The organism is Neobacillus drentensis (assembly GCF_036965645.1).
Classification (GTDB): Bacteria; Bacillota; Bacilli; order Bacillales; family Cytobacillaceae; genus Neobacillus; species Neobacillus drentensis_D.
On the sequence record NZ_JBALPZ010000154.1, the window covers coordinates 15,616 to 33,090 of the forward strand.

At 41.5% G+C, this 17,475-nt stretch carries 13 protein-coding genes; 3 read left to right on the forward strand and 10 right to left on the reverse strand.

The window, feature by feature from the left end; translation table 11 throughout:
- Both V7266_RS24970 and yfkAB read right to left on the reverse strand, forming a co-directional pair.
- A partial coding sequence (locus V7266_RS24970; RefSeq protein ID WP_335471907.1) for a fumarylacetoacetate hydrolase family protein occupies positions 1 to 637 on the reverse strand: 637 nt, incomplete at its 3' end.
- A 395-nt stretch (positions 638 to 1,032) separates the two neighbouring features.
- Positions 1,033 to 2,154 (reverse strand): radical SAM/CxCxxxxC motif protein YfkAB, encoded by a 1,122-nt coding sequence (gene yfkAB, locus V7266_RS24975; protein ID WP_335471909.1) that lies wholly within the window; start codon positions 2,152 to 2,154, stop codon positions 1,033 to 1,035.
- A 200-nt stretch (positions 2,155 to 2,354) separates the two neighbouring features.
- Here yfkAB and V7266_RS24980 point away from each other — a divergent pair, with 200 nt between their 5' ends.
- On the forward strand, positions 2,355 to 3,155 hold the full coding sequence (locus tag V7266_RS24980; protein ID WP_335471911.1) for a formate/nitrite transporter family protein: 801 nt from the start codon (positions 2,355 to 2,357) through the stop codon (positions 3,153 to 3,155).
- A gap of 473 nt (positions 3,156 to 3,628) precedes the next feature.
- On the opposite strand, the gene recQ is transcribed toward V7266_RS24980, so the two are convergent.
- The 5 genes from recQ to V7266_RS25005 form a co-directional block, all read right to left on the reverse strand.
- A complete protein-coding gene (gene recQ, locus V7266_RS24985) occupies positions 3,629 to 5,752 on the reverse strand; it encodes a DNA helicase RecQ (protein WP_335471912.1) in 2,124 nt (707 codons plus the stop codon).
- A 200-nt stretch (positions 5,753 to 5,952) separates the two neighbouring features.
- Entirely contained in the window at positions 5,953 to 7,047 is a 1,095-nt protein-coding gene (locus V7266_RS24990) for a CaiB/BaiF CoA transferase family protein (RefSeq protein ID WP_335471914.1), read from the reverse strand.
- Positions 7,048 to 7,061: 14 nt separating this feature from the next.
- Positions 7,062 to 8,633 (reverse strand): fatty acid--CoA ligase, encoded by a 1,572-nt coding sequence (locus tag V7266_RS24995; protein ID WP_335471916.1) that lies wholly within the window; start codon positions 8,631 to 8,633, stop codon positions 7,062 to 7,064.
- 117 nt (positions 8,634 to 8,750) lie between these two features.
- Complete coding sequence (locus V7266_RS25000) at positions 8,751 to 9,914, reverse strand: thiolase family protein (RefSeq protein WP_335471918.1); 1,164 nt, start codon at positions 9,912 to 9,914, stop codon at positions 8,751 to 8,753.
- A 12-nt stretch (positions 9,915 to 9,926) separates the two neighbouring features.
- A complete protein-coding gene (locus V7266_RS25005; RefSeq protein ID WP_335471919.1) occupies positions 9,927 to 11,072 on the reverse strand; it encodes an acyl-CoA dehydrogenase family protein in 1,146 nt (381 codons plus the stop codon).
- 287 nt (positions 11,073 to 11,359) lie between these two features.
- Here V7266_RS25005 and V7266_RS25010 point away from each other — a divergent pair, with 287 nt between their 5' ends.
- On the forward strand, positions 11,360 to 11,566 hold the full coding sequence (locus V7266_RS25010; protein ID WP_335471920.1) for a zinc ribbon domain-containing protein: 207 nt from the start codon (positions 11,360 to 11,362) through the stop codon (positions 11,564 to 11,566).
- Positions 11,567 to 11,618: 52 nt separating this feature from the next.
- Here the strand turns inward: V7266_RS25010 and V7266_RS25015 are convergent, their stop codons facing one another.
- Positions 11,619 to 12,032 (reverse strand): VOC family protein, encoded by a 414-nt coding sequence (locus V7266_RS25015; protein WP_335471921.1) that lies wholly within the window; start codon positions 12,030 to 12,032, stop codon positions 11,619 to 11,621.
- A gap of 102 nt (positions 12,033 to 12,134) precedes the next feature.
- Positions 12,135 to 12,902, reverse strand: a complete 768-nt coding sequence (locus tag V7266_RS25020) for a 3-hydroxyacyl-CoA dehydrogenase (RefSeq protein ID WP_335471923.1) — start codon at positions 12,900 to 12,902, stop codon at positions 12,135 to 12,137.
- Positions 12,903 to 13,204: 302 nt separating this feature from the next.
- Here V7266_RS25020 and V7266_RS25025 point away from each other — a divergent pair, with 302 nt between their 5' ends.
- Positions 13,205 to 14,167, forward strand: coding sequence for a D-2-hydroxyacid dehydrogenase (locus V7266_RS25025; RefSeq protein WP_335471925.1), 963 nt, complete (start codon positions 13,205 to 13,207; stop codon positions 14,165 to 14,167).
- 200 nt (positions 14,168 to 14,367) lie between these two features.
- Here the strand turns inward: V7266_RS25025 and V7266_RS25030 are convergent, their stop codons facing one another.
- Positions 14,368 to 17,121 carry a dynamin family protein gene (locus tag V7266_RS25030; protein WP_335471926.1) on the reverse strand — a complete coding sequence of 918 codons (2,754 nt, stop codon included), beginning with the start codon at positions 17,119 to 17,121 and terminating at the stop codon, positions 14,368 to 14,370.
- Positions 17,122 to 17,475 lie beyond the last annotated feature (354 nt).

A 17,475-nucleotide genomic window follows, 5' to 3' on the forward strand; every position in this document is an offset into this window, starting at 1 on the left:
TCATTGGACAACTGCCAGAAGGTGAACCAGTGGCCAAAACATCCCCTGGCTCTAGGGTCATAACCTTTGATACCCAACTGATAAGGAAAGGAATAGATAAAGACATCTGATTCGTATTACCATCTTGTACGACCTTGCCATTTAAAGTCGTTACTATTCGTAAATTGGTTGGATCAATACCTGTAACAATCCATGGACCCAACGGCCCAAAAGTATCAAATCCTTTACCTCGCGTAAACTGGGGATCAACTTTTGTAAGATCTCTTGCCGTTACATCATTGAATATGGTACAGCCAAATACATAATCCAAAGCCTCTTCTTCCTTTATATTTTTACCCCGTTTTCCGATAACGAGTGCCACTTCCCCCTCCATTTCCACCTGCTTGGTTAAATGACTGGACGGAAGAATGATTTCTCCCTTATTTGGAATCAGAGACGACGCAGGTTTTAAAAACAAAAACGGCTCCTTGAGATTTGGCCTTCCCCCGGTCTCTGTTGCATGTTCTGGATAGGTCCATCCAAAATTAATGACTTTTGATGGTGTTACAGGCTCTAAGATTTTTACATCATTTAATTTAACTTTTGCACCATCAAATTTTAGTTCATCGTTTACTATTTCAGTAAAATTACTCGACAATTGTAAAATTTCGTCATCTTCTAAAATTCCGTAAAATACACTACCATTATCATTNNNNAACTATTATTTGTGTTCTTTGGAGTACCTTCATTTTCCTCTAGCCCCATTTCCTATATGAATTTTAATCTCAAAGTGCTCCTTCTATTTCTGCATAGTTTTCCCTACTATCATTTAATTGACAAAATATCATTGAAATTCGTTTATCATTATTGTTGAACAATTTTGATTATATTATAGAGTGCGTTTTCACTTATGTCAAAGTAAATGCAAAGAGGCAATCACCACTCCATCTGCCAGTAGAAAAAATCCATAAATCAACTCCAGTAGATGCAAAAAAAATAGAAAGCTAAAAAAGAGCATTTCCTCCTTTTTAAGCTTTCCTAGCACCATGGTTTCTATCTCTTTATTATTTTTGCCTGCTGTGCAGCAAAATCCATATCTTGATAATAACTATTCTTTACTAGGATATTAGGTCCCAGACAGGAAACAGCTGGGCAATGACAACTTAATTCTTTTGCAAGTTTAGAGGTTTGCCAACTGTCGTAGGCCGATAATAAATCGTCTGTTTGAATATTTCCAAGTGGTGGTGTATCACCGAAATCGGTTACGATGATGTCACCCGTAAAGATATTCACATTTAAACGAGAACGGCCATCCGGATCGTTTCTTACGGTGACATTCTTGCTTTCATAAAGCCTTTTCAAAAGAGCCAGGTCCTCTTCTTTCTGGCTGCACGCATAAAATGGCAGCGTCCCAAACAGCATCCAGACATTTTCATCCCGAACATCTAATAAATGATGAATGGCCTCCCTTATCTCCCCTAATGAAAGAGTTTCAAGGCTGCTGGCAAAATCACTTGGATACATAGGATGGATCTCATGTCGTTGACATAACATTTCTTCCACAATTTGCCGATGAATTTTCTCTAAGTGCGGAAGAGTCCGCTTATTTAACATGGTTTCTGCTGAAACCATGATTCCCGCTTTCACTAATTCACGGCTGTTTTCTATCATTCTTGTAAAATAGGCTTCTCGTTGTTTGAAATCGGGCTTTCTCTCCATCCTTGCAAAACCGCCCTGGGCGAAATCATCCACTGTTCCCCAGTTATGTGAAATATGTAAAACATCTAAATAAGGGACAATGAGCTCATAACGTCCTAAATCAAGGGTTAAGTTGGAATTAATTTGGGTTCGGACACCACGGTCATGAGCATACTTTAATATTGGTTCAACATAATTTTTTACCGATGATAAGGAGAGCATCGGTTCCCCGCCAGTAATACTTAATGAACGCAATGACGGAATTTCATCCAAGCTTTTTAATAACAGTTCAAGTGGCAGTGCCTCCGGGTCTTTTGATTGTAAGGTATAGCCAACTGCACAGTGTTCGCAGCGCATGTTACATAGGGTTGTCGTGGTGAATTCAATATTCGATAGCAGAGGCTTACCATACTCCTCAATATCTAAGTAAGCTTCCCATGGATCATATTTTGGGGTAATTTGTTTTCTAGTCAACATTTGAACTCCTTAAAAATCAGTCTTCAAAACCTTTTTATTATAGCTGATTTCTAGAATAATGGGTTGTTTTAAGTATTAACCAATTTTATGTTGCAAGATATGTGTCTATTCAAGGAACATTCTCCAAAAATATACATATCCTGACTCTTTTAGTTTACAATATACAAATAATATTAAACGGTAGATTGGTGGTAATCTTCATGGAAATCCAGCCTTTAAGTGAAGCGGAAAAACTCGCTTTAAAAAAAATTAAAATATTCCGCCAAAGCATCCTTCGCTATCTATTACGGGCTATGCTTGCGAGTATGTTTATCGGCTTTGGCGTCATTGTTGCCTTTAAGACTGGAAACTTTTTTTATTTAAAAGATTCGCCTTTTGCCTATCCTATGGCAGCACTGACCTTTGGAGCAGCTATTATTTTAATAGCCTATGGAGGCGGCGACTTATTTACCGGTAATACATTTTATTACACCTATGCAGCACTCCGTAAGAAAATGGCGTGGGTGGATGTTATTAAACTATGGATTTGCAGTTACCTTGGTAATATCATGGGAGCTGCCGTGTTTGCCTTTATTATTTTTACTACCGGACTTTTTGCTGATTCATCTGTGAATAGCTTTTTACTTCATGTCGTGGAAGTGAAAATGCAAGTTCCGACATCTCAATTATTTTTCAGAGCGATTCTTTGTAACTGGCTAGTTTGTATGGCCTTCTTCCTTCCAATGGGGTTAAAAGGTGATGGTCCAAAAATGTTTGCGATGATGTTGTTTGTATTCTGTTTCTTTATTTCTGGTTACGAGCATAGTATTGCTAATATGTGTACCTTTGCTATCGCTTTGGTATTAAATCATCCAGGCACGATTTCCTGGGCAGGGGTTGTACATAATTTAGTTCCGGTCACGATAGGTAACTTAATTGGTGGTGCTGTGTTTATGGCGATGATGTACTACTATGCCAATAAGCCATTTTTAGCTGAGTATGATAAAGAGCAGGGGCATTAAGTAATCTCTCTAATATCGACAAATTTCCTAGGAAATATCAGCAAGAACATCGGCTTTTCGACAATATTAAAAGATGAAAACCTCGCCGCAAGAGATGGCGAGGTTTCTCCATTACTCCAAGGATTCCTCCATTTTTGGTTGCTCTAAAGCTATAAAAACGATTCTAACTGTCGAAGTTCTTATATCATGGCTGTTCAGGGGTTATGAATTGTTGCTCTTAACCTCAGTAGTATTTCCATTTCTTGCACTTCAGCGGTTTTGAACCTCTCTTATCAGCCGTAGCACCTTCAGCTTCTGCTTCTCAGCGGTTATGAACCTCTCTTATCTGTCGTAGCACCTTCAGCTCCTGCTTCTCAGCGGTTATAAACCACTAATAACTTCTGAACAGCACTCCTATCACTGCTGTTCAGAAGTTATAAACTACTCATATCCTTAAACTTGCCCCAACTTTAATGGCTTTCCTTTATTATCGATTATTTACTTAAAAAATAAAGATAGGCTTTGATCATAAAGTAGCTGACTTCTTCAGGCAGTAGTTCCTTAAGCGGTTTTAAGCGGCTTCTTCCTGCTTCTGCTACAGCCTGCTCTAGTAATGGCAGATACTCCGCTGGAATGAGAGCGGTAAAGTTAACCTCCATCCCCTGCTGTGCGCATTGGATGATATGTTCCTCAACTGTTTTGAGAGATAAGTCCCGCTTTTCAGCGATTTCCATGAGAGAGAGATTCTCTTTATATAAAGTATACGTTTCTAAATGTGAGTCACGAACGGCCTTTTTGGCCGTTTTTTTCGGTGCATTGGATGCGGGTACTTCTTCACTTTGATATTCTGGATTCTCCTCAAGAAACACACGAATCGCTTGAATAAACTCCAGGCCATATTTTTGCAGCTTGTGCTCTCCAACTCCGCTTACCTGTAAAAATTCCTCATTCGTTTTCGGCTGTTTGGCACACATATCTTTAAGTGCAGCATCTGAGAAAATCACAAATGGCGGAACATTTTCCGAGTCGGCAATTTGTTTACGTACCTCTCTCAAGCTTTCGAATAATGGATCATTTTTCGACACTTGTTTAACCTGTACCGCTTCTCTTCGGTATACCTGCTGCTTTCCTAGAAGGACTTCCTTACCTTTCGGGGCAACAAAGATCGTTGGAAATTGTCCCTGTTCAATTGCGATTAGTTCTTGTGAGATTAGGAATTCAATAAATTCGCCTACTTCTTTTGCCCCCTGGTTGTTCATGATTCCATAAGTGGTCAGCTTATCAAAGCCCATTTCTGTGACTTTTTTGTTTTTTGATCCTGTTAATACTTGGGCAGTTAGATTTTTCCCGAAGCGCTGCCCCATTCGAATCACACAAGACATCACCATTTGTGCCTCTTTGGTTACATCCACCTTGCTTCTTGAATCTAAGCAATTTCCACATCTCCCGCAGCTTTCCGTTTCGATCTCACCAAAATATTTTAAAATAAATTCTTGAAGGCAGTTCTCAGTATGACAGTAATCCGCCATTTGCTGAAGCTTTTCTAACTCCTGCGTCATTCTGCTGCGATCACTTGATTGATCGATAAGAAAACGCTGAACCTGGACATCCTGCGGAGAATAAAGCAATATACATTCACTATCTAACCCATCCCGGCCAGCACGTCCCGCTTCCTGATAATAGCTCTCCATATTTTTGGGCATCTGAAAATGAACAACATAACGGATATTGGATTTATCGATCCCCATGCCAAATGCGGAGGTTGCAACCATAACAGATGCTTTATCCTCTAAAAAGCGTTCCTGTTCCCGCGCCCGGTCTGCATCCCCCATCCCGGCATGATAGCGGGCAGCATTAATCTTTTCCTTGCAAAGTTTCTCATAAAGCTGATCGACATTTTTCCGTGTAGCCGCATAAATAATACCAGCTTCTTGTTGATTCTTTTTTAAATAATCAAAGAGAAACTTAAGACGATCCTGGCCCTTGATAACAGAAAAAGATAAGTTTACCCGTTCAAATCCGGTGATGATCGTATTCGCTTGATCAATTTCAAGAGAATAACAAATATCTTCCCGAACCCTTGGTGTTGCGGTTGCTGTAAGGGCAAGTACAACCGGTTCTTGCGGAAGGTTATTAACCATCTGCTGGATATGGCGGTAGCTTGGGCGGAAGTCGTGTCCCCATTGGGAGATACAGTGGGCTTCATCCACGGCTACTAAAGGTATATCCATCTGTTTTAAGTCCTCGATAAAATCATAGGACTCTAATCTTTCGGGTGCTATGTATAATAGCTTGTATTTCCCAGCTTTTGCTTCGTTTATTCTCCTGCTTGCTTCTGAAAAACTTAACGAGCTATTAATAAATGTGGCTGGGATTCCTGCTTGGATGAGGGTATCGACTTGATCCTTCATTAAGGAAATCAATGGGGAAATAACGATTGTGGTCCCTGAAAGGACGAGGGCTGGAATTTGATAACAAATGGATTTACCGCCGCCTGTCGGCATGACACATATGGTATTCTGGCCTGATAAAACCGACCGGATGGCCTGCTCCTGCCCGTTTCGGAAGGAACTGTAACCAAAGTGAGTTTTTAGTAGGGAAAGTGCTTGTTCGAACAAAATGGTATCTCCTTTCAATTTTAGGGACTGTCTCTATTATACTGCTTCAGTTGCGAATACTGTTCTATTAATTAAAAAAACTAAGTGGTAATTTCTTATTTATAAAAGTAAATTCTGCTTATCTCCACTTCCATGCAAATGGATGTTTTACTACTAAACAAAAATAAAGACTGTCGGTATAACCGACAGCCCTTACCAGTCTATATGAAAATATCCTTTAAGATCTCTGCTTCATGCTCCCCTTGTTTAGGAGGAGGAGCCAATTCTGAAAGCTCTAAGTCGCTGTGCATTTTGACCTGGTAATCTCCCCAAGGTGATGCAAAAACGAGTTCTTTTTCTTTAAAATAGGGATTCTCGGCCAGTTCCCCCACCTCAAGGACAGGTGCCATACAACAATCTACTGCCAGGGCAAACTCGATCCATTCATAGAAGGTTTTAGTTTTAAAAAGGTTGGTCAGCTCCTGGTAGACAGGGTTAGAAGCTTCTGTTCTGGAAAAATGGGCCCCTATCCATTCCTCACGTCCGTGGGCATGACAAAAATTCTTCCAAAATTTTGGTTCTAAGGCTCCTAAACTCATGTAACGATGATCCTTTGTTTCGTAAAGGGCATACGAAATAAGGCTGCCGTTCAAAACGTTGATACCTGTCCCTTCACCCGTTTCTTTTTCTATCAAAACATGATTTCCAAGTAATGAAACTAGTTGATCGGTAATGGAAATAGAATGATAGCTTCCCTTCCCTGTTAACAGTCTTGAAACAAGCCCTGCTAAAATGCGCTCATTGGCGGCAAACCCGCCCAAATAATCGGCAAGAGTGATCGAGGGATGGATGGGTCTTCCTTGTTGATCTTTAAGCTGGGCAAGGACCCCGCTTAAGGCCATATAGTTTATGTCATGGTTGCCTAATTTACTTAATGGTCCTGTTTGACCATAACCAGAAATAGAACAATAAATAATATCAGGCTTCACCTGATGAACTGCCTCATATCCCAAACCTAATTTTTCCATCACCCCTGGCCTAAAACTTTCAATCACTACATCGGCATGGGCAATCAATCTTAGCGCCGTCTCCAAGCCAGCTTTTTCCTTCAGATTTAGTGCTATACTCTTCTTTTGTCTGTTATTCGCTAGAAAGACAAGGCCAGTATTATCCTTTAATACGCCTGTAATTCGGGCTGGATCTCCTTCTGGTGACTCTACTTTGATAATTTCTGCCCCCAATTCCGCTAGTCTGAGTGTGGCAAATGGCCCTGGAAGATAGTTGGTAAAATCAATCACCTTTATTCCTTTTAACATAGACAAAACCCTTTCTATTTACTGGAATCTGGGGAAAGAAGCTCCTCCAATTGTTTTCGCAAAACAAATTTTTGAATTTTTCCGCTCGCATTCCGCGGGAGTGACTCACAGAAAACATATTTACGCGGGCGTTTATAATTGGCCAGCTGATCGCTGTTTTTACAATACTCATCCAGCTCTTGCTCCATAACAGCCGGGTTCTTTTTTACAATAAATGCGGTAACTGTTTCTCCCCAGCGGTCATCCGGCTGGCCCACAACTGCCACGTCAAGTACTCCTGGATGAGCATGCAGCACATCCTCAACTTCCCTTGGGTAAATATTTTCTCCGCCGCTAATAATCATATCATCGACACGGTCATTGACATATAAATATCCTTCTTCATCCATGCGGCCGATATCCCCGGAGTGGTACCAACCTTTATACATAGCCTTTTCGGTCGCATCTTCGCGATTGAAATAACCAAGCATCATACATGGTCCCTGTACAATAATCTCACCTGTTTCACCTGCAGGAACGATATCATCCGGATCTGAAGGACCATCCTCCCTCGGACGAACGATTCGAATATCATGACTGAGAGCGGCTTGTCCGGCAGATCCTGCTTTCCGAAGCTGATCAACCTCTGACAAAAAGGTAATGGCAGGTCCCATTTCCGTCATCCCATAAGCCTGGATCAGGGAAATACCTAAGCGGTCATGAAGTGCATGAACAAGGGATGGAGCCATAGGAGCGGCACCGTAAAGACCAAGCTTCAGACTAGAGAGATCATATTGAAATAGATCCTCTTGTAGGAGCATATTCCACATTGTTGGAGCAGCAAATAGTTTCGATATTTTTTCTTGTTCAACTAATTTCAGGATGACTTTAGGATTAAACTGGTGCAAAATGACATTACTCGCCCCGACATGTACCCTTGGGATAAATGCACAGTGTAATTCCGCACAATGGAACATCGGTGCGGTAACAAGACCGACATCGTTTACTTCAAGTTTTTCGGCGGCGATGCACAATACACTTTGGTCCACCATATTACGGTGTGTATGCATAACCCCTTTCGGCCTTCCCGTTGTTCCGCTAGTATAAATAAACGCATAGATGTCGGTTTCAACTACTTCTATTTTTATTTCTTCTATAGGGGTTTCTGCCAGTTTTTTGTGATAGGATGCAGCATAGTCCGGTGTACCTTCATCAATGAACCAAAAGGCAGTTTGATCAAATCGGCCGGCAATGGCCTCTATGACAGGCTCTAATGCTTTTTCAAAAAGAACGACCTTTGGCGTGGCATCTGAGAGAATAAAGGCAACCTCTTCCGGAGTTAAACGGAAATTAATTGGATTAAATACCGCCCCAATTTTGGCGCAGGCAAACAAAGCCGTGCCTAATTCTTCCGTATTAAACATGAAGGTTGATACACGGTCTCCTTTTTTCACCCCTTCTTTTAAAAGGGCATTGGCTAGCCGGTTTACTTGTTCGCTCCATTCTTGATAGGTGTAACGGATGTTTTTCCTAACATCATAAATGGCCGGCTTATTTGGGAACTTTTTCACCGTTAAATCAAAGACTTTGCCAATCGTTGTACTCATTAGACCGCCTCCCATTATTTAGACCCTGAGGGCAGTCTGACTGCCCTCGTTTCATCCTCCAGATTAGGATGAGGTTTAGTTTATCGGCGATGATTCAATATTTCGGAGAACCTTTTTTCAAGAGTGTTGTAACCGTTCAATGATGGTCGCATTTGCCATTCCATGCCCTTCACACATCGTTTGCAAACCATATCGTCCACCTGTCCGCTCCAGCTCATGCATCATCGTAACCATTAAACGCGCACCACTGCCGCCTAGCGGATGTCCTAGAGCAATCGCGCCTCCGTTCGGATTCAGCTTCCTAGGATCGGCACCGGTCTCCTTCAACCAAGCCAGTGTCACTGGAGCAAAGGCTTCATTGACCTCAAATACATCAATATCATCAATCGAAAGACCTGACTTTTCAAGCGCCTTATGTGTCGCCGGGATCGGTCCTGTCAGCATTAAGGTAGGGTCTGACCCCACAACCACACGTGTGTGGACTCGAAAACGCGGTTTCAAACCGAGTTCTTCTGCTTTTTCCCGTGACATCAGTAATAAGGCAGCTGCTCCATCACTAATTTGGCTGGCATTCCCGGCATGAATAACTCCATCCTCTTTAAACGAAGGACGGAGCCCGGCCAATGCTTCAAGAGTAGTTCCTTTTCTAGGTCCGGAATCATCTTTAATGACAGCGGTTGTTCCGTCAGGGAGGGCCACTTCAATTGGAATAATCTCTCTTGCAAAATGACCTTCTTCCTGCGCCTTTAGGGCCTTCTGGTGGCTCTCCAGTGCGAATTGATCAAGTTCAGTGCGGGTAAATCCATATTTTTCAGCAATCCGTTCGGCCGATAACCCTTGGTGAATCATTTCATACTTTGTCCGTAGCGTCGGGCTAAATGGTTCTTCCGCCCCTTTGTAATTGGACCCCATTGGCACACGGGACATGCTTTCAACACCGCCAGCGATGACCACATCCATATCTCCGGCAAGGATTGCCTGTGCGGCAAAGTGAACGGCTTGCTGGCTGGAGCCGCATTGGCGGTCGATCGTTGTTCCCGGTACCTCTATCGGAAATCCGGCAATTAATGCGGCTACTCGAGCAATATCGCCAGCCTGCTCCCCTGATTGTGTCACACAGCCTAAAATTACATCGTCGATGATTGCTGGATCAATGCCGGCCCTGTTAACAAGCTCCTTTAGGGCTAACCCTGCCAGGTCATCCGGCCTGATATCCTTTAACACCCCATTCTTTCTTCCTACAGGTGTACGAACGCCTTCCACAATAACAACTTCTCGCATGAAAACTTCCCCCTATAATCCTAGATTTTTAGCAATAATCGTTTTCATAATTTCGTTTGTACCTGCGTAAATACTTGAAACCTGAATATCGCGGAATCTTCTCGCAATCTCGTATTCTTCCATATAGCCATATCCGCCGTGAAGCTGCATGCATTCCGAAGCAACCCGTTTAGCTATATCCGTCAATTTCCATTTGGCCATCGAAACCTTCGTTACCACGTTCTTCCCTTCAATGTGCTCTGCGATTAACTGGTCTAAAAAGGCTCTGCCCATTTCAATTTCTGTTGCCATTTCAACAATCTTAAACTGAGTATTTTGAAACTGGCTTATAGACTTTCCAAAAGCTTCCCTGCTTTTTACATAGTCAATCGTCGTCTTAATCATCACTTCCGATGCTGTTTGCGCCCCTATCGCGACGAGAAGGCGTTCTTGCTGGAGTTTTTCCATTAAATAGAGAAAGCCTTTGCCTGCCTCTCCCAGCAGGTTATTCTTCGGAACTCTGCAGTCTTCAAAAATTAATTCAGCGGTATCTTGAGAGTGCAGCCCCACTTTATTCAGTTTTCGCCCTCTAGTAAATCCTGGTGTATCCCGCTCAATCACAAGGAGACTCACGCCTTTATGTTTTGGAACCGCTTGGGGATCGGTTTTGACCGCAACAAGAATCAAATCAGCTTGAATACCGTTCGTAATGAAGGTCTTTTGACCATTGACGATATAGTGGTCACCGTCCAGTTTGGCTGTTGTTTTTATATTGGCTAAGTCTGAGCCGGTTCCGGGTTCGGTCATAGCGATTGCTGTAATAATATCGCCTGTTACGCACTTCGGCAGCCAGCGCTGTTTTTGTTCATAGGTTCCGTAAGAGGTGATATATGGGACAACAATATCATTATGGAGCCCGATGCCAACTAATCCGGATCCTACTCGTTCAAGCTCCTCATTGATAACCACAGCAAATCCCCAGTCAACCTCGCTGCCCCCATACTTTTCATCAATATCTGGACAGAGAAAGCCTTGTCCCCCCATCTTTTTCCAAAATGTCCGAGGAATCATACGGGTTTCTTCCCACTGTTCATAGAAGGGATATGCTTCTTTTTCTAAAAACTTTCTTAATGATTGACGAAAAATTTGATGATCTTCATTTAAGTATGGATGTTTCATTCTTGTAGCCTCCCTTTTTGTAATTGTAAACGCTTACTTAGTGGATGTGATTTTTAGCTTATGATGATTTTGAATGGATTCTACAAAATACTAGGGTAATTCTACAAATCTAAAATTTTTTCTACCAAAATAAGGGGTAATTCTACGAAAACAACAAGAATTCTGCACTAATTGGAAAAATGTTTCCAAACGACATCCTAAAATCGGAGCATCACTTCATTTAATTTTATTNNTTTCTTAAGTCAATCGTAAACATTTTGAGATATCTATATTAGGAGTTGATTGCGATGAGTGAAAAAGGATGTATTAAATGTGGAAGCAGGGATACTGGCACAAAAGATGTAGCAATGACAGGAACAGGTCTATCCAAAATGTTTGATCTTCAACACAACACATTTACCGTTGTTTTTTGTAAGAACTGCGGATATTCCGAGTTTTATAATAAAAAAACATCGACCGCTTCCAACATTATGGATTTGTTCTTTGGAGGATGATTTTTTTAAGTAAGGGATTCTCCTAATGGGGAATCCCTCCAATCTTTTAAGGTTAATTTTTCGGCATTCTAGCTATATCCATATACAGGACATTCCACCGATGACCATCGAGATCAGTAAAGCCACATCCATACATCCAGCCTTGTATCTCAGAAGGTTCGCCATATAAGGTACCGCCTGCATTTACCGCTAATTCTGCTATTTTATCTACTTCTTCCCGACTCTCCGCATCAAACGAAAGCAATACTTCAGAAGCCAGCTTCGTATCAGCAATTTCATGCCTTATAAAGTGTTTGAAAGTTGATTCTGGAAAAAGCATAATCGAGGTATCCGTATTGCCAACCACTAGTTGCGCTTGGTCGGTTTGGTCAGCTCGAGTATGTACGGAAAATCCAAGTTTACTATAAAACTCCTTTGATTGATTTATGTTCTTTACCGGCAGGTTAATCCATAACTGTTTTATCATCAGTTCTTCTCCTTTTTCTTGTAAACGACTTACCTCTATTATGATACGAATGAAAGGATTCATAACAAAAAGGATGACAGTTCTTCGTCCCTTCGGATCATTTTACTTAGGCTGCATCCTGATTGCTCCATCGAGCCTGATGGTTTCACCATTAAGCATAGGGTTTTCGATTATACTCTGGACAAGCTGTGCGTATTCGCTTGGATAACCTAGCCGCGGAGGAAAGGGCACCATTTTTCCAAGTGATATCCTAGCTTCTTCAGGCAGAGTATCAAACATCGGCGTGTGGAACAATCCCGGCGCAATTGTCATTACGCGAATCCCGTAACGGGCTAACTCTCTGGCAATCGGCAAGGTCATACCGACAATCCCGCCTTTAGAGGCACTATAGGCAGCTTGGCCGATTTGACCGTCAAAGGCAGCCACAGAAGCTGTGTTGATAATAACACCGCGTTCGTTTTGTTCATTCACATTATTGCCAGCCATTTTCTCGGCTGCCAGGCGGATCACATTAAAAGTTCCAATTAGGTTTACTTGGATGACCTTGGAAAAGAGTTCAAGATTATGTACTCCCTTTCTGCCTAGTACCTTGTCCGCAATCCCAATTCCCGCACAGTTCACCACCACGTTGATTTCACCCAGGAAATCAGAAGCTTTATTAATTGCCTCTTGGATACTCTCTTCCTCGGTCACATCCGCTCTTAAAAATAAAGCCGCTTCTCCTAATTCATTCTGAAGGCGCACCCCATTATCTTCTGATTGATCGAGAATTACGGCTTTTCCCCCTCTTCCAATGATATGGCGGACAGTCGCCTCACCAAGACCGGAAGCTCCTCCTGTTACAATGGCCTTGCATGATTGTATTTGCATAGATTGATCCTCCCTTCTATTTATTTTCATATTCATAGTTTGCAAGTTTTATGCTAGATGAGGTTTATGCATGTAGTAGATGGAAATGTAGTTGGGTACATTTTTTTTAGAGTGGTTCATACAAACAAATTAGCTGTAACCACAAGAATTTCCTGCCTTATAAACAAAAAGTCCCCCTTAAAATTCATAGAAAATGAACAACAGCTTCCCAAAATGTACAATGCCAATCAATGATAAAAAGATTAATATTTCTGTTAATATGCGATATGATTATCCTATATTAACATAAAGGTGGGAATTAAATGAGCAACCGGAAAATAGTCATTGCACAAAACTTAAAGCAGGAATACATAGAAAAAGTAAAAAACATCGTTCCTGAATGGGATGTAATCGTCGGCAAAGAACCGGAAGTTTGGAAGGAACATGCGAAGGATGCAGAAATCATTGCCGGCTGGAGAAAAGAACTAGCCGATTACTGTCTTGCCCCTGAAGCAAACCTGCAATGGCTGCAAACCTGGAGTGCCGGCGTCGATTCTTTGCCCCTTGATAGATTGCAAGCAAAAAATATCAAAGTCACAAGCGCCAATGGTGTACATGCTTATCCAATTTCCGAAACTATTTTTGCCTTAATGCTTGGATTAACAAGAAAAATTCATACCTATGTAAAAAATCAGCAATCGAAAACATGGGACCATGCCCACATAAGCCTCGAGATCCATGAAAAAACGATTGGGGTAATAGGTGTCGGTGAAATTGGAAGAGAAACGGCTAAAATAGCCAAAGCATTTGGTATGACTGTGCTTGGTGTCAGGCACTCTGGAAAACCATCGGACTTTGTTGATGAAATGTATACACCAAATCAGTTAGATCAGGTACTGCCAAAATGTGATTATGTGGTCGTCACTCTGCCACATACGCCAGAAACCCATCACTTATTTGGAGCACAGCAATTTAATCAAATGAAACCCTCTGCCTTTTTTATCAATATTGGCCGTGGTGAAATCGTGATGGAAGAGGAACTGATTACGGCTTTACAAGAAGGCACGATTGCTGGGGCCGGTCTAGATGTTTTTGAAACAGAACCGCTAAGTACGGACAGTCCATTATGGGAAATGGACAATGTCATTATTACCCCGCACACCTCCGGGGCAACCGAGCACTATAACAAACGAGTCGTTGAAAACATCCTTATTCCCAATTTAAAGACCTATCTATCTGGGAAGACACCTACCATTAATCTTGTAAATTTTCTAAAAGGATATTAGGGAAATATCATCAAATACATTCCGGTACAGTACCACCGGAATGTTTTTTCATTTCTAAATATCTACCCTCTCAATATTGCGGAGCGAAAAATAAGCGATCACAAAGCTCCAACGAGCAAGTAAAAGAGGAATGACACTAAACGTATAACCTGATCAATGACATAAAAAAGAGTACCACCTGGGTACTCTCCTTTTAACTATTAATATATCGTTTGCATTCCTTTTCCGGCCACAGTCATCCATTCGAATTGTCGGAGTCTTACCCCGAAAAGTGTTAACGGATCACGGAACATTTCCGGATTGGTATTCATTTTGTCAAGAAGATCCTGGTTTGACTCAATCCCTGACTTAGCCTCTTCTACAGCTGCCGTTAAATTCCTTAACGAACTCTTGAAAAATAAAGTTACATCGCGCTCTAGTGATTTTTCAAACAGCTCAAATGGCTGGAAAAATTGCTTACTAACTTCGTCAATCGTTTCAGCGTAGTCCTCATTTTCCACGAATGCTTTGTACTTGTTATAAAGCATTGCTTTATTTTGCGAAATAGCCCCGAATAATTTCCCGGCACTCTTCAGTAAAAATTGCGACGGCGTCCGACGGAGAAGGATATTGATATTTTCAAGCTGGAACCGGGTTGTCATACGGTCCGTATCGCGGAGCCAATCATCTAGCACCTTGAAATCACATACAAGTGCGAGATGCTCCTCCCCGTACATCTGGTTAAAGCCATCTCCCAACTCATTTAAAAATTCCTGCGCCTGGTCAAACTCCTCTTTACTATAGGCTATCCAGTCCTGTAAGGAACGATAGAATTTAGGCATAACCGTTTCTTCCAAGTATTCTTGTAATCTGCGATTCATTTCATCGTTCAATTCCAGGTGAATATTACTAAAGTTGCTGTCCTCTTTAATAAGGGCAGAGCATTCTTTTAACATCGCGGGAACTGTCTTGGCGATATCCTGTTGAATCGTTTCCTTGATTGTGCGGTAGGATTTCGTAATCGCTCTTGTTTTTTGTACTTCCGTATCCTTTAGCTGATTTACAGCTCCATTTAACTTCGTGTGCATTTCTTCATTCCATCGGATTGATTCTACTAGCTGATCTTCCACATCAATCCGTTTTTGCAATAGGCTTGCAATAATGGTTCGGATAAAATACAACAGCTTAGCTAGTCGTCTATCCTCTAGGTTTCTAGTAGTTTTTATCGACTGAATAAACTCTTTTATATCCTTTAACTGCTGACCTCTCTCATATTGCGATGAAAAGGCAAACACATTTGCATCCGGCAATATGGAATGAATCAAGGACTTGGTTTCTTGATAGATTCTAACCGCTTCCTGCTCACCCACAATCGTATCCATTTTGCTTAGCAGAAAATGAACCGGAATATCGGGTGCTAATTCTTGAATCTGCACCAATATTCCTCTTTCTTTGTCTTTAAATGGAGCGTTGCCATCAATGACAAACAAGACAGTATCGGCGACTTGTAGGTTTTTCAATACTTCATACCGGTCATTGTGGTTTCCCTTTAAACCCGGGGTATCTATAAAAGCCACTTTGTTGTCCGCTAAGAATCCGTTTGGACTTGTAAATTCAATGATCGATTCTAAGGCATTACGACGGCGGTCCATCCGCTCCTGAAAGTCTGTAAAGCCATCTAATCTAGAAATATCTCGATCCGTTATTTCCGTTATTTCCTCTTCTTCCCCATTTTTAAACATGACGATAGAAGAAGTGGGACTGTCTTGAAGATCTTCTCCAAGAACGGTATTGATAAAAGTGGATTTACCACTTCCTGTTAACCCTGTAATAAGCAAGTGCTGTCTGTCAAAATCGACTAATTGATCGACAAGCCATCTAAACCGGTTATTTTCACCCATATCATGGTCCGCTGCCCAATCGATAATGGCATCAAATAAGGCTAGGCTTTCCTCGAGCTCATCAATGTCGGTCTCTGTTATACTAATCAGCTTTTCCGCCTCGGAAACAATGGATCCACTCATTGTAGCAGGGAACAATTCGTTCCACGAAAGTACAGCGGCAGATGATAACACAACATTTCTTTTATCCGCTAAACGGAGCCAATTGGTCAACATATCCGGGATAAATTCTTGAAGCATTTTTATAAAATATCTGCCTTCAATCAAATTGAAATAAGCACTTTTATGAAGATTTGATAGCTCTTGCCAATCATCTTCTCTTTCTAAATCAAGTTGTAATAACAGCTGGTTGATTTCTCTGACCCAAGTAAAATATGACTCTTCGTGTTCGTAGCTTTTCCATAGTGAAGATACGAGTTGTTCAAACTTTTTCTTATCGAGATAAAACAAGCGAATTAAGGCAGGGGTAAAATAACTCGGCGCGTGGCCTTTTGTAACACCGTTATCTACATAGGTGTTTAATACGTTAATCCAGTTTAAATCCTCCGAACGCATGGCCTCGGATACAGCCAATTCAACCGCATTATTCCAGTCCTGTTGTCCTTCGAAAAATGCCCTTGCAATTTCGGTAACGTTCGGATATTCCGGATTTGCCGCAATTGTCTTTTTAATTGTTGCAACCGCTGCGTCGTTCTTGCCGCGTTCAATATACAGAGAAAACAATTGTAATGCGACTTCGGTATTTAATGTGTCGTTATCCGTTGAAATGGCAGTGTAAATATCCTCTGCCGTAGACAGCAAACCTAATTCATAATAGGCATCGCCTGTATTTTTCTTTGCCCATGGCTCAAGTTCGTCGGTGATGTTTTCCCATTTAAAAATCGCAGTTTCATAGTCTTTATGATGAAAATACACTTCCCCTTGGGCAAAGCGTATGGATGATAGGTTTGGGAGATCCTTTGCTGCCTCTTCCTGAAATGCTTCGCCAAGAATACGAATCGGATGACTGTCTTCATGCTCATTGATGAACATTTTATAATACGTCTTTTGTTTTAGCTGATCTTCTAACGTCATTTTCTTTCCCTCCAATTGCAAACACTCTATGTCATTCATATGGAAAAGAGTCATCTTTATTCCATATACTATTCGACGTATGTATGGATTTTAAGTCCCAATTATATCGATTCTAACAAAGGAATTTTTTAAAATGATGTCAGTAGTGTTTCAATTTGAAGACAAACACTTGGGTAAGCGGAATATTTGTTGTCATTCTGTAAACTCGCAGCAATTCTTTAACTGTCTTTAGGAGCAGCATACTTGTGTCTTTCGGGGGTTTTGAAACGTTCATAACTGCCCTTAGCTCCTCTGGCTTGGGGCGGTCGGGGGTTATGAACCTTTCTTAATTGCCCTAGCTCCTCTAACTTGGGG